The organism is Novosphingobium sp. TCA1 (assembly GCF_009811895.1).
GTDB classification, from domain to species: Bacteria; Pseudomonadota; Alphaproteobacteria; order Sphingomonadales; family Sphingomonadaceae; genus Novosphingobium; species Novosphingobium panipatense_A.
This window is the reverse complement of the sequence record NZ_BLJH01000004.1, coordinates 255,646-269,073: the sequence shown is the minus strand read 5'-3', so window position 1 is coordinate 269,073 and position 13,428 is coordinate 255,646. Positions and strand designations below refer to the sequence as shown.

The window sequence follows — 13,428 nt, the reverse complement described above, 5'->3', positions numbered from 1 at the left end:
GGGCCTTCTCTTGCGGGTGTGACACAACCGGCGGCCTGTGCGGCCGCCAAAACACGGGAGAGCTACCATGATCGGCCTCGGAGACAGCCGGTGGCTACGCGACCTGCCTGCGCGCACCGCATTGAAACTGTTCAACCAGCGCCCCGTCCGAACCTGGCTGGGCCATCGACATGACGATGCCCTCAGGCGTCATCGTGCCTCCCTCCCGCACCTCTCGGCCGGAGATGCGCAGATCGTCAAGGATCTTCATTCCCGCGGCATCCATGTCACGACGCTGGAGACGCTGGGCGTACCCGGCAGCGAGGCGATCCTCGCGCGGGCAACTGCCTTAGCGGAGAATTTCGCGGAAACGGCGCGTGCCCTGGCGCGGCAGGGCCGGTCTTTCATCGTCGTCCCCCCGGAAAGCATCGTGCGCCGTGCGGCGATCTTTCGCTGGGGGCTTCAGGACCGGCTGCTGGACATCGCGGAATCCTATCTCGGCCTGCCTGCCGCCTACGACGGCGTTGCCATCAACTACACCGTGGCGGACGGCCGTGCCATTTCCACGCGCAAATGGCACCGCGACTGGGAAGACCGCAGGATGCTGAAGATCGCGGTCTATCTCCATGAAGTGGACGCTGCCGGCGGCCCGTTCCAGCAGATATCCCGCGCGGATACGCTTCAGGACGATCTGAAGGGCTTCACGTATGCCCTCTCCGACGATGCCGAACTGGAACAGCGCCTCGGCCCGGGATACGAGAGGGATATCGTCAGCTGCGAAGGACCGCGCGGCACGGTGGTATTCTGCGATACCGCGCGCTGCTTCCACCGGGGCAAGCCAGCGGTCGCGCGGGATCGCGCGGCGCTGTTCTACAGCTATTTCACCAACCCGCCGCGCCATCCTTTCCTGTGCGAGCGCACCGGCCTTTCGCGCAAGGACATCGCGTGGATGGTGCGCCGCCTGCCGGAACGGCAGAACCGCGCCGCGTTGTGGCGCCGCCATCTGACCCCGCTGCTCAGACTGATCCCACCTGCAAGCCTATGAGGACAGCAAGGCGGCAAGCTGCGCCGCATTCCGGTCCGGGTCATGGCGCTCCAACACGCGTGCGCGCCCTTTCCGTCCCATGGCGGCCAGTTCTTCCGGCGGTGCATCCAGTGCGGACATCATCGCTTCGGCAAGGGCATCCGCCGAGCCTGAAGGCACGAGCCAGCCCACCTCCCCGTCGACGAGTTCCGGTACCCCGGCAATCGCAGTGGCAATGACTGGACGTTCGCAGGCCATGGCCTCCATCAGCACGACCGGCAACCCTTCGGCAAAGCTGGGCAGGATCAGCGCACGCACTTCACCCAGAGCCTCGCGGATCGCCTCGCCCGTTTGCCAACCGAGCAGACGGACGTTTTCCTGCAGACCGGCACGCGCGATCTGCCGCTCGATCGCGGCGCGATCCTCGCCGTCGCCGATCAGATCGAGCGTGACGGCGCGCTGAGCTGCCACTGTGGCCATGGCCTCGATCAATAGCGGCAATCCCTTTTGAGCGCTCAGCCGGGCGACGCAAAGAAGTCTCGGAGCCTGCACGACGGCGCAAGGGCGAGCCGCCGCTCGAACGAATTGGGGCGCCACTGCGCAGCGGACGACCCGGATGCGATGCCAATCGTCGGGCGATGCCCAGCGCATGAGTTGACCGCGCCCGAAGCTGGAAACGGCAGCGACGAAACGCGCCTCCGCAATCTTTCCGGCAAGATCCAGGCCGCGCGGATCGTCGAACTCATCCGGGCCGTGGACCGTAAAGCTGTAGGACACCGGAGCAAGGCGAGCGACAAGACGGGCCACCGCGGAAGGATTGGTGCCAAAGTGAACATGGATATGCCGGACGTCCTCTCGCTCCAGCAGCCGCACTAACAGGGCCGCCTCCGCAAAGTAGGCGAAGGCCCTGAGACCTTGCTTCCATCCCGCCATGCGCAGGGACAGCCTCAAGGTGGCGAGCGCAGCACGCGGGCGTGTGATAAGACTGGCCAGAACCGCACCGGCAAGAGCGCGGCGGCTCTCCAGAAGCGCCGTGGTGCGATCGTCCTCGCCTCGATCCTCGGCGTCCTCGAAACGCTCGCCGGAGCGGCGGATGGTGAAGCGATGAACAGCAAATCCCCGGCGCTCCAGCGCGGCGATCTCGGTCCTTATGAAGCTGTGGCTGATCTTGGGATAGACGTTGGTGAAATAGGCGATCCTGCAAGTCGCCCTTGCTTCACCCGCTGTTGCGAAATCGATCGGCAAGGCATCGGAGGCTTCGCACTGCCATCCCTGCAGAGCGAGGCTTCCACGTCCTCCCGGGTCCGCGATCTCCATCATGGCTCACACTATGCAGAACCGCCGGTCGGCGCGGCATTGCGACTTTTCCCAATGGCATTTTTGACCTGTGGACCATGGGTCCCCCATCGCCCGGATGCGCCGCCGCGCTCCATCGTGCGAACTTGAACCTGGTTTGCGGAAAGACACGATTGCGGAGATATCGCTTGCCCGAATCCAGGCCTTTACCGATGCCCGCGACGGGCAAGAGGACAATGTCCGGGATGGCGGCGCGATGACCTTCAGCCTTTCCCGTCCGGCTCCGCTTCCTTTCGCACGGACCACTGCGGCGCGCGCCTTTTCACTCCGGCCTGCGGCGGCGCTTGCTTCCCGTCTTCTGGGGCAGGCGCGGCCGGACATCGCCAAGGCAGCGGCCGAACGCTGGCAGATTGCGCCGGGAACCTCTTCGCATATCCGCCCGGCAAAAGCCTTGCCGGGCCAGCTCGAACGGATCACCGGGGCCGAGTTCGGCTCGATCGGCGAAGTCGTGCGGCACTTCAAGGGGGATTTCGAAGCCAGGCAAGGCCCCACCTTGGGCTACCGCCTCAGGAACGCCCTTCTGCACGACGGCGTACTCTACGCGGGCGGCGCCCTGCGGCACCTGCGGCGGCGAACGACCTTTTCGCCCGCCGCCCTGGTCCCGCGCGAGGAAGCGCGGATGGCGCTGTTCGAATCCTGGCTAGGCAACCGCTGGTTCGGCAACTGGCTGAGCGACGATTGCCTGACGTACAGGCTCGCGGAAAGCGCAGGCATCCCCTACGCGACCCGGCGACAGGACGGGCACATGCCGGAATACGAACGCGCGCTGGACATGCTGCCCGCGCGCGGCACCTCCGGTTTCTTTCGTGAACTGATCCTGTTCGACGACGGCGCCCATAACGAACACAAGCGCCAGCGCGCCGAAGCCATGCGACGCAGGCTCATCCGGGGGCCGATCGAGCGCCATCCCGGCGTCTTTCTCCTTCGTGGGCGCAGCGGCGATGCGCGGGTCCTGCTGAACGAACGCCGGATCGCCGAGCATCTCGCCGCGCGCCGGGGCTTCCAGGTGCTCGACCCCAGCCACGCTCCCCTGGACGAGATCGCCCGCGCCTGCGGCGGCGCCAAGGTCGTGGCGGGGGTGGAAGGCAGTCACCTCGTTCACGGGCTGGTGACGATGCCGCCGGACGGCTGCGCCCTCGTCATTCAACCGCCGCTGCGCGCGGTATCCGCACTCAAGCTGCTCACCGACCGGCAGGGACAGGGCTATGCGCTGGTCGTCGGGGAAGGAACCAACCATGCTTTCACAGCGAACATCGACGAGATCGAGCGCACGCTCGACCTTGTCTGACCGGCGAGACCGCAAGCCTGGGCAAGGTGGCTGGGCGGCCATGCGCGGCGATTATCGGCGGCATGGCGGGACGCTGCTGAGCGGGTCCTTCATTTCGCTCTGCCTCTATCGCTACGGACGATGGGGCCGCGATCTGCGTCATCCGCTGGCGCGCATGCTGGTGTCCCGGACTTACGGCTTCGCCAATGTCTTCGTGGCGAACCTGACCAAGATCTGGATCCCCCCCGGCGCGACGCTCGGCGCCGATTTCCACATCGTCAACAACGAGGGGTCGCTCTCGATCCATCCGGGATCGGTGATCGGAGACCGCCTCGGCGTCATGCACAACGTGACGATAGGCTCGAACATGCGCGAAGGGGCGCCGGTGATCGGAGATGACGTCTTCATCGGCGTGAACTCCACCGTGCTCGGCGCGATCCGCATCGGAGACAGGGTGCGTATCGCCGCCAATACGGCAGTCACTACGGACGTTCCCTCCGATTCCATCGTGGTCGGCTCACCGGCGCGAATTTACCCTCGCCTGGGGCCGCTGCGATGAGCGCCGCCACCCTGCACGAACTTTTCGCGGACAACCTGCCCGCGCGATCCGGCAAGGTCTTCCTGATCGATCCCGACCGTGAGGCAACTTACGAGCAGATGGACGCCTACAGCGCCGCGATCGCCGCGCATCTGGTATCGCGCGACGTCTCCGCGGGCGACCGGGTACTGGTGCAGGTGCGCAAGGGCATAGCCGAAGTGGCCGCCCTGCTGGGCGTCACCCGCGCCGGGGCCGTGCTCGTCGATATCAGCACGGCCTGGACTTCCGAGCAGGTGCGTTTCGTGGCCGAAGACTGCGGCGCAAGCTTGCTGATCGTCGAACCGGCGATGGCCCGCATGCTCGTTGCCGAAGGCATCGCTGCCGAGCGGATCCTGCCTGTCTCCAGCGCGAGGGGGCTGGACGATGTCCCCACTCTTTCCGACCTTCCCGCCCGGCATTTCGAGGCCGTTCCGCGTAAGACCGATGACCTCGCCGCGATCATCTATACTTCAGGTTCGACCGGCAAGCCCAAGGGCGTGATGCTGAGCCACGCCAACATCCTGCAAGGCGCGCGCTCGGTGGCCGAATACCTGCGTCTCACCGCGGACGACAGGCTGCTCAGCGTGCTGCCCTACAGCTTCGACTACGGCTTCAACCAGCTCACGACGATGCTGTTGGTGGGTGGCAGCGTGGTTCACCAGAACGTACCGATGGCCAGCGAGATCGTCCGTTCGCTCGAACGCCACGCGGTGACCGGACTTGCCGCTGTGCCGCCGCTCTGGATCCAGATCGTGCGCCTGCTGGCCTCTGCACCGACATCGCTTCCCGCCCTTCGCTACATCACCAATTCCGGCGGCAAGATACCCATGGCGACGCTGGAACAGATGGCTGGGGTCTTTCCCGGCACCGACATCTACCTGATGTACGGCCTTACCGAAGCTTTCCGGTCCACCTATCTTGCCCCAGAACGGTTCGAACGGAAGATGGGCTCGATCGGCCGCGCCATTCCCGGCGCGGAAGTCTTCGTGATCCGGCATGGCATCGGCCGCGCGGGGCCGGGAGAGCAGGGCGAACTGGTTCATCGCGGGCCGCTCGTCAGCCAGGGCTACTGGAACCGACCCGAGGCGACGGCGGAGAAGATCCGCCCCTGCCCGGAACTCTTCGACCTGATCGGCGCCGAACCCGTCGTCTACAGCGGAGACATCGTGCGCATCGACGAGGACGGCGACTTGTGGTTCGTCAGCCGCAATGATGCGCTGATCAAGACCAGCGGCTACCGCGTCAGTCCCGAGGAAGTGGAAGACCTCGTCTATCGCAGCGGCCTTGCCGCCGACGTGGTTGCCTTTGGCGTGCAGGACGAAATGCTGGGCCAGGCGGTGCAGATTGCCGTGACCCTGCTGGGAGACGCAACCTGCGAGGCCCTGCGCGCGCACTGCCGCTCGGTCATGCCGGCCTACATGGTGCCGCACTGCATCCACGTCTGGCCGCAGGCGATGCCCCGCACTGCCAGCGGGAAGCTGGCGCGGCCCGAAGTGATCCGTGAGTGCCAACCTCCCGCCGAACCTCCCGCTCCTCAGCCCTCCGCTCCCGCCTGAGAAAGTCCAGCCATGCCCCTAACGGAAGACAGCCTGATCCGCGCCATCGCCGAATTTGCTGCACTTGACGGCGAAGTGGATGCCGAAACCCCACTGTTTTCCAGCGGCGCTCTCGATTCCGTGGCGATGCTCAACCTCATCATGTACGTCGAGCGCGAAACCGGCACCGAGATCCGCGCCGAGGATGTGACGCTGGAGAACTTCGATACGGCCTCGCGCATTCTGGACTTCGCGAGAAAGCTGGCGGCGTGACGGCGGGCGACAGGGACGCCTTGCTGGAAAAAGCCGCCGAACGCTTCGGAACCCCCTGCTTCGTCTACCTCACTGCACCGATCGAGCAGCGCATCGATCTACTACGCGACAGCTTCAGCGGCGCAGTAGAGTTCAGCTACGCGGTCAAGAGCAATCCCAACCCGGCCCTGCTGGAATGGCTGTCGGGCCGGATCGAGCAACTCGATATTTCCTCGGCCGGAGAACTGCGCCTGGCTCAGGAAGCTGGGTGGGACACCGCGCTGCTGAGTTTCACCGGCCCGGGCAAGCGCGAGGTGGAGATAGATGAGGCGATCCGGGCCGGAGTGGGCCATCTCGTGATTGAATCCCTGCGCGAGGCAAGACTGGCCGACAGCATCGCGCGCAGCCTGGGCAAAGTTCAGCCCGTGCTGGTCAGGATCTCGCCTGCCAGCCTGCCCAAGGGGTTCGGCGACCAGATGTCGGGCCGTCCGACGCCTTTCGGCATCGACGTTGAAGAGGCCGACGCCGCCCTGGCCGCGATCGTCGCTCTTCCCGGCCTCCTACTTGCAGGCCTGCACAGCTATGCCGGGACCCAGTGCCTCAAGGCCGAAGCGATCACGGAAACCTATGGCCATCTGCTCGGTCTGTTCGACCGGCTCTGTTCCACGCATGACATCGTACCCGAAATGCTGGTCCTGGGTTCCGGGCTCGGCGTTGCCTACCATGAGAACGACACGCCGCTGGACCTCTCCGCCGTCTCCGCGGCCTTCCTGCCCGCACTTGCAGACCTGAAGAACCTGTCCCGCTATGCCGAGACCCGGATAGTGCTGGAACTGGGGCGATACCTGGTTTCAGAGGCAGGCTACTTCGTGACGCGCGTGATTTCCACCAAGCTATCGCGCGGACGGCATATCGCCATCTGCGACGGCGGCATGAACAACCATCTTCCCGCCTCCGGTCATTTCGGCATGGTGGTGCGCCGGAATTATCGGATGCATCGGCTCGGCCAGAGGGAAGACGACGAACTGGAGGCTGTCGATGTGGTCGGGCCGCTTTGCACGTCGATAGACCGGCTCGCGAGCGGCGTGGAACTGCCTCGCCTTGCGGAGGGCGATCTCCTCGCCGTTCACAACAGCGGCGCCTACGGCCTGACCGCCAGTCCGGTTCACTTCATCAGCCATCCTCTGCCGGAGGAAGTCATGATCGTGGCCGATACCCTGCTGCGCATTACCCGGCCGCTCGGGAAAGTCGTGAGCCGCTACGGGCATCTTGCGGGGATCGAGGAAGCGGCTCTGGTCGATGCCGGGCATCCCGCTGCGGCCAACCAGAACCTGTGATCCGGCAGGGCGCCCTTCTCCTGGGCGCCGCGATCCTGACGGCGCCCGCCGAGAAGGTTCCGCTGAACTCGGTGCCCATATCCGCTCCAGGACTGCCGGTTTCACGAGGGGGCACATCGCGCGCAGGTCTGCTTACCACGAGCAAGGCCGCCATCCCTGTGGCACTATCCCCCGCTCGCCCCTTCTACCTCGGCTCCGGCGCGGAAGACCGGGCGCGGGCGATCGATTGTCTCGCCGCTGCGGATTACTACGAGGCGGGCAGCGAAGCGGCAGGGCAGCGGGCGGTGGCGCAGGTCGTGCTCAACCGGGTCCGCCATGCCGCATTCCCCGCCACGATCTGCGGCGTCGTCTTTGCCGGAGCCGAACGCGTGACGGGATGCCAGTTCACTTTCACGTGCGACGGTTCGCTCGATCGGCGGCGGCCTTCTCTCCGGGACTGGCGGCAGGCCAGAGAGACGGCTGCGGAAATGCTGCTCGGCCGGGTCGAAGGCACGGTAGGCGAAGCGACCCACTACCACACCGACTGGGTCAGCCCGCCGTGGGACCGCGAGATGGACAAGCTCGCCGTGGTCGATACCCACCTGTTCTTTCGCTGGCGGGGAAGTATCGGTGCCTCTGCCGCCTTCAACCGGCGCTATCTCGGCGGCGAGCCCCGGATTGCCCGTCTCGCGAACCTCTCCATAGCCCATGCCGGCACAGATCCAGACGGGGATGCCTCACCAGCATTGGCGGAAAACAGCGACGCACCGAATGCGTTGGCAGCGTCGGCACCCGGTCTGTTCCTCGTCACGCTTCCGGCCCATGCTCCGACGACCTTCTTGGACATCGCCGAGCAGCGCTGTGCCGGGTTGGAAGAGTGCCGCTTCATTGGCTGGACCGACCCTTCGCGCCGCGCACAAAGCCTCCCGCTTTCGGGAAACTCGGTCGACGCCATGTCCTTCTCGTTCGTGCGCCGCCCCGGCACGCCTGACAAAGCGCTATGGAACTGCGGCGAATTTGCGATTAAACCACCGCAGCAGTGCATGATGCGAGGATCGTGATGCGGAGAGACCCACATTTCCACATCCTTGCTGGTTGATTGCAAAATATCTCCACACAGAAACACTTCGTAACATTCCCGCACAAGGAAAGACACGAAGCATGGCCAGATTCGGATCCGAAGAAATTGGAGATCCGTATACGATAAAATGGCTACGGCCCGTGATGGTGACTGCGGTCGCTTCCGAGCCGCTTGGCACTGTTCCCGCCCTCACCGAGTCCCGTCCCGGACTCAGTGTCGGGAACGCCGCCTCCCGCAGCTGGTAACGATCAACCACCGAACGCATGCCAGCCACCTGGCGGCCGTTCGGTGCAGCGATTTTACCGGCAAACCACAGGCGCCGTTTGCCAAGCCGCGCCGGAAAACCTACATCTGTGCATGAAGAGACGATGAACAACACGACAGCCCCCATCTATCGCCATCTCGACGACGGCCCGATGCCCACCCCGACGATCCTGTTGGTGGAAGACGACGGCCCCCTGCGCACGCTGACCGCCCGCGCCTTGCGCCAGAGCGGCTTCAATGTGCTCACCGCCGCCACCGGCGCGGAAATGTGGGTGACCTTGCGCGAAGGCCCGGTCAGCCTGGTCGTGCTGGACATCATGCTTCCCGGCACCAGCGGCTTCGACCTGTTCCGCCGCTTGCGCCGCGAATGCGACATTCCGGTGATCTTCATCAGCGCCCGAGGCAGCGAGGAAGACCGCGTGCTCGGCCTCGAACTGGGCGCGGACGACTATCTCGCCAAGCCTTTCAGCACCCGTGAACTCGCCGCCCGCGTCAGTGCGGTACTGCGCCGTGGCGGCAACAATCCCGCCACCGCCGAATTCAACGGAAGCGATACCGTCGCCGATGGCCGCACCCCCGAATCGATCCATTTCGAGGGCTGGAATCTCTCCATGGCGCGACGTGAACTGCGCTCTCCCACCGGCGCCATGGTCGATCTGACCGGTGCCGAATTCGACCTGCTGGCCACATTCCTGGCCTATCCCCAGCGCGTGCTGGGCCGTGAACGCCTGATCGAGCTTTCGCGCTCGCGCCTGGGCGACAGTTCCGATCGCAGCGTGGACGTGCTCGTCAGCCGCCTGCGCCGCAAGCTCCAGGCGGAAGGCGCGGAATCGCCGATCGTCACCGTTCGCGGTGTCGGCTACATGTTCAAGGCCGAGGTCACGCGCGCCTGATGAACTTGCGCCGGTTCCGTCTGTTCCGGCGCTTCGGCCTGCCCGAACGGCTGATTGCAGTCCTCCTGCTGGTCTTCGTCATCGACGTGATCTGCAACACGGTGCTGTTCGAACGTGCCAACACGTTCGAACTGCGCCGGGACGATGCCCAGCGCATTGCCGAAAACCTGGTACTGGCCAGCCGCGCCATCGAGCATGCCGATACGGATGACCGCCAGACCGTCACATCCGCGCTCAGCACTGCGCAGTTCTCGCTTCGCCTGAACGAACAGGGCAGGCGCTATCGCGGTTCTCTGGGCCTTGCCAACTTGCGCGCGCAAGTGATCGAGATGGCCCCGGAACTGGCACATAGCGATCTCGAACTGCACCTCGAATCCATTCCGCGCGAGGGCAATATCGGCGGCTCCCTGCGGCTGACCAACGGTGCGGTGCTCGATTTCAGGACCCATGCCCGGTCGGCCTGGAACCTCAGTATCGGCCGCTTCGCCAGCCTGGTCCTGCCCACCCTGCTGCTCATTTCACTGGCCTGGCTGCTTCTGCGCGCCGCGCTCAACCCGCTGCGTTCGCTGATCCGCGCCACCCGACATTTCGGCGTAGGCCCGCCCCGCCTCGTGCCTGAACGCGGCCCCGACGAAATGCGCGAACTGATCCGCGCCATGAACGAGATGCAGGAGCGCATCCACCAGTCGCTGCTCGATCGCACCCACACCATGCTGGCCATCGGCCACGACCTGAAAACGCCGCTCTCGCGGATGCGGCTGCGGCTTGACGACGGGGATATCGATCCCGTGGTCCGCGACGGCATCAATCACGACATCGACGAGATGCGGATGCTGCTCGATTCGATCCAGGCCTATGTCGATACCGGCGGCACCCAGATCCCCGCCGAGCGCATCGATCTTGCCATCATGGCGGAAACCCTTGTCGATACCGCCGCCGACCGCGGCGCCAACGCCAGTTATTCGGGGCTTTCGAGCCTGGAAATCATGGCGCGCCCGGTTTCGATCCGGCGCGCCCTCTCGAACCTGATCGAAAATGCGCTGCACTATGGCGGCAATGTCCGCGTCGGCTTGCGCCGGGACGGCGGCGCTGCGGAAATCACCGTGGATGACGACGGCCCCGGCATTCCCGAAGACCGCATCACCGATGCGCTGCAACCTTTCGTCCGGCTCGATACCGCCCGCGCCCGCGACACCGCGGGCATGGGGCTGGGCCTGCCAATCGTGCGCAAGGCGGTGCGGCTCGAAGGCGGCACGCTGGATCTGAGGAACCGGCCCGAGGGCGGCCTTCGCGCAACGATTCGCCTCCCTCTCGCAAAGAACTGAAGCACGCTGCTTCCATCGCTCTCACGGGGCGATTCATCCAAGCGCTTGTTATAGTTCGGCAATGCCCGGAAACATTTCTCGCGTGCTCGGGAAATCACCAGAAACTGCGGCCTTTTCCTGAATTGCCGTTCATCTACGCTGCATCGCAGCAACATTTCCTGACAATGGGGCACGACGGGCGACAACAGCGATCCGTAACTTTCATCGCCAAGCTCCGCGCCCGTCCCCCATCCCCTCCGGCGCGCGGAGCACCTGAAACAAGGAAAGGTGACGAGAGTGAACGAACTGATCGGACGCGTCTTCCACTTCGAGAAGACCATTTTCCCCGCCAGCAGCGAACTGTTCGGCAAATTGGCCAACGAAGGCCAGGAGCCCAAGGCCCTGATGATCTCCTGCGCGGACTCGCGTATCGTGCCGGAACAGATCATGCAGGCCCAGCCGGGCGACCTCTTCGTCTGCCGCAACGCCGGCAACATGGTGCCGCCTTACGCTACCCAGAACGGCGGCGTGACCTCCACCGTGGAATATGCCGTTGCCGCCCTCGGCGTGCGCGACATCATCATCAGCGGCCACTCGGGCTGCGGCGCCATGAAGGCGCTGAGCGACCCGACCGGCCTTGAGACCATGCCCAACGTGGCCGCCTGGCTCAAGCACGGCGCCGCCGCCGAGCACATCGTCAGCACCTGCCACGGCGATCTCGAAGGCAACGACCGCGTCCGCGCGATCACCCTCGAAAACATCATCGCGCAGATCAGCCACTTGCGCACGCACCCCTCGGTCGCCGCGGCCATCGCGCGCGGCGAAATGACGCTGCACGGCTGGTTCGTGGACATTCACGCCGGTCAGGTCCTCGGCCTCGACGGCGACACCGGCCAGTTCGTGCCGCTGCGTGAAGACAGCCCACTGCCCGTGGCACTCGCCGCCAAGGCGCGTTTCGCCACTGAACTGGCTGAGGCAGCGGAGTGACCTCCCCCGCCGCCACCTCTCAGGAGGCAAGCCGGAGTGGGCCTTTCGCCCACTTCGGCCGGGACTTCACGGCATCGATCGTGGTGTTCCTGGTGGCCATGCCCCTCTGCATGGGGATTGCCATCGCTTCGGGCGTGCCCCCTGAAAAGGGGCTCGTGACCGGCATTATCGGCGGCCTCGTGGTCGGCCTTCTGGCAGGTTCGCCTCTCCAGGTGAGCGGGCCGGCGGCCGGCCTTGCCGTTATCGTCTTCGAATTCGTGCGCGAGCACGGCCTGGAAGCACTCGGCCCGGTGCTGCTGCTTGCAGGCGTGTTCCAGCTTGTCGCCGGCGCCCTGCGTCTCGGCGGCCTGTTCCGTGCCATCAGCCCCGCCGTCGTTCACGGCATGCTCGCCGGTATCGGCGCGCTGATCGTCATCGGCCAGTTTCACATCCTCTTCGACCAGAAGCCGATGTCGAGCGGGCTGGAGAACATGGCGATGATGCCCGCCCGCGTTCTCGGTCTCGATCCCGGCAATATCGCATCCACCGAACTCGCGCTTATGCTCGGTGTGCTGACGATGGCCGTCATGCTCGGATGGGAAAAGGTTCGCCCCAAGAGCATGGGGCTGGTCCCCGGCGCCCTGCTCGGTGTCGTCGCGGCAACCGCTGTCGCCTGGACCATGGGCCTCGACGTCGCCCGTATCGCCGTACCGGAATCGATCGGTGCGGCGTTCACGCTGCCGACCGACCGCGGCTGGTTTGCCCCTCTCGGCAATCCGGCACTGATTATCGCCGCCCTGGCGATCGCCTTCATCGCCAGCGCCGAGACGCTGCTTTCGGCCGCCGCGGTCGATCGCATGCATGACGGCGTGCGCACCAAGTACGACAAGGAACTGCGCGCCCAGGGCATCGGCAACCTGCTCTGCGGCGTGTTCGGCGCGCTGCCGATGACGGGCGTGATCGTGCGCAGCTCTGCCAACGTGCAAGCCGGCGCCCGGACCCGTCTCTCGACGATCCTGCACGGCACCTGGATCCTCGGCTTCATTGCACTGCTGCCCTGGCTTCTGCGCGAAGTGCCGATGGCAGCCCTGGGCGGCGTCCTCGTGGTGACCGGCTGGCGCCTGGTAAGCCTCAGCCATGTCCGCCACCTGTTCCAAAACTACGGCGCGTTTCCGGCCGCGATCTGGGCAGTGACGTTCGTTCTCGTGGTCACTACCGACCTCCTGACCGGCGTTCTCGCAGGTCTGGCCCTTACCGTGCTTGAACTCGCCCCGCACTTCCGCAACCTGAAGCTCAATGTCGAAGAGCATGAGGCCGGAGAAGCGACGCGTCTCGCCCTTGGCGGCGGCGCAACCTTCCTGGGGCTTACCCGCCTTAACAAGGTGCTGGAAAAGCTGCCGCACGGCCGCCCGGTCCATCTCGACCTCGGGCAGCTGAAGGTCATGGACCATACGACGGCCGAAACCATCAGCGAATGGCTGAACCGTCGCCGTCAGAGCGGCCATGCAGACCGCGTGACCGGCCCCGCGCCGATCCTGCGGCCGCTACCCGTGGCGGCATGACCGGGCTTCACATCTCGTAAGGCGCGGACACCCTCACGTCCGCGTCCCTCTC

At 65.4% G+C, this 13,428-nt stretch carries 12 protein-coding genes; 11 read left to right on the top strand and 1 reads right to left on the bottom strand.

The features are described 5' to 3' along the window. The first annotated feature begins 67 nt into the window (after positions 1-67). Positions 68-1,024: a hypothetical protein gene (locus NTCA1_RS07705; protein WP_159829810.1), complete on the top strand. Its 957-nt coding sequence runs from the start codon at positions 68-70 to the stop codon at positions 1,022-1,024. Here the strand turns inward: NTCA1_RS07705 and NTCA1_RS07700 are convergent. After that, positions 1,019-2,320 carry a glycosyltransferase gene (locus NTCA1_RS07700; RefSeq protein ID WP_159829808.1) on the bottom strand — a complete coding sequence of 434 codons (1,302 nt, stop codon included), beginning with the start codon at positions 2,318-2,320 and terminating at the stop codon, positions 1,019-1,021. The genes NTCA1_RS07705 and NTCA1_RS07700 overlap by 6 nt on opposite strands. Positions 2,321-2,456: 136 nt before the next feature. Here NTCA1_RS07700 and NTCA1_RS07695 point away from each other — a divergent pair, with 136 nt between their 5' ends. The 10 genes from NTCA1_RS07695 (at position 2,457) to NTCA1_RS07650 (ending at position 13,376) form a co-directional block, all read left to right on the top strand. Continuing rightward, complete coding sequence (locus tag NTCA1_RS07695; protein WP_236549164.1) at positions 2,457-3,647, top strand: glycosyltransferase family 61 protein; 1,191 nt, start codon at positions 2,457-2,459, stop codon at positions 3,645-3,647. 40 nt (positions 3,648-3,687) lie between these two features. After that, the gene (locus NTCA1_RS07690; RefSeq protein WP_133084015.1) at positions 3,688-4,185 is read left to right on the top strand and encodes a serine acetyltransferase; all 498 of its coding nucleotides are present in this window, start codon (positions 3,688-3,690) and stop codon (positions 4,183-4,185) included. Continuing rightward, positions 4,182-5,759 carry an AMP-binding protein gene (locus tag NTCA1_RS07685; RefSeq protein WP_159829806.1) on the top strand — a complete coding sequence of 526 codons (1,578 nt, stop codon included), beginning with the start codon at positions 4,182-4,184 and terminating at the stop codon, positions 5,757-5,759. Before NTCA1_RS07690 ends, NTCA1_RS07685 begins: the two co-directional genes overlap by 4 nt. Before the next feature lie 12 nt (positions 5,760-5,771). After that, positions 5,772-6,011, top strand: a complete 240-nt coding sequence (locus NTCA1_RS07680) for an acyl carrier protein (RefSeq protein ID WP_159829804.1) — start codon at positions 5,772-5,774, stop codon at positions 6,009-6,011. Continuing rightward, the gene (locus tag NTCA1_RS07675; RefSeq protein WP_159829802.1) at positions 6,008-7,327 is read left to right on the top strand and encodes a type III PLP-dependent enzyme; all 1,320 of its coding nucleotides are present in this window, start codon (positions 6,008-6,010) and stop codon (positions 7,325-7,327) included. The genes NTCA1_RS07680 and NTCA1_RS07675 overlap by 4 nt, the downstream gene beginning before the upstream one ends. 158 nt (positions 7,328-7,485) lie before the next feature. Continuing rightward, positions 7,486-8,367 (top strand): cell wall hydrolase, encoded by an 882-nt coding sequence (locus tag NTCA1_RS07670; RefSeq protein ID WP_236549163.1) that lies wholly within the window; start codon positions 7,486-7,488, stop codon positions 8,365-8,367. Positions 8,368-8,803: 436 nt separating this feature from the next. After that, a complete protein-coding gene (locus NTCA1_RS07665; RefSeq protein ID WP_086491155.1) occupies positions 8,804-9,544 on the top strand; it encodes a response regulator transcription factor in 741 nt (246 codons plus the stop codon). Then, positions 9,544-10,869 (top strand): ATP-binding protein, encoded by a 1,326-nt coding sequence (locus tag NTCA1_RS07660; RefSeq protein ID WP_086491073.1) that lies wholly within the window; start codon positions 9,544-9,546, stop codon positions 10,867-10,869. The genes NTCA1_RS07665 and NTCA1_RS07660 overlap by 1 nt, the downstream gene beginning before the upstream one ends. A gap of 276 nt (positions 10,870-11,145) precedes the next feature. Continuing rightward, positions 11,146-11,835 (top strand): carbonic anhydrase, encoded by a 690-nt coding sequence (locus tag NTCA1_RS07655; protein ID WP_133084020.1) that lies wholly within the window; start codon positions 11,146-11,148, stop codon positions 11,833-11,835. Then, complete coding sequence (locus NTCA1_RS07650) at positions 11,832-13,376, top strand: SulP family inorganic anion transporter (RefSeq protein WP_159829798.1); 1,545 nt, start codon at positions 11,832-11,834, stop codon at positions 13,374-13,376. Before NTCA1_RS07655 ends, NTCA1_RS07650 begins: the two co-directional genes overlap by 4 nt. Positions 13,377-13,428: the final 52 nt, after the last annotated feature.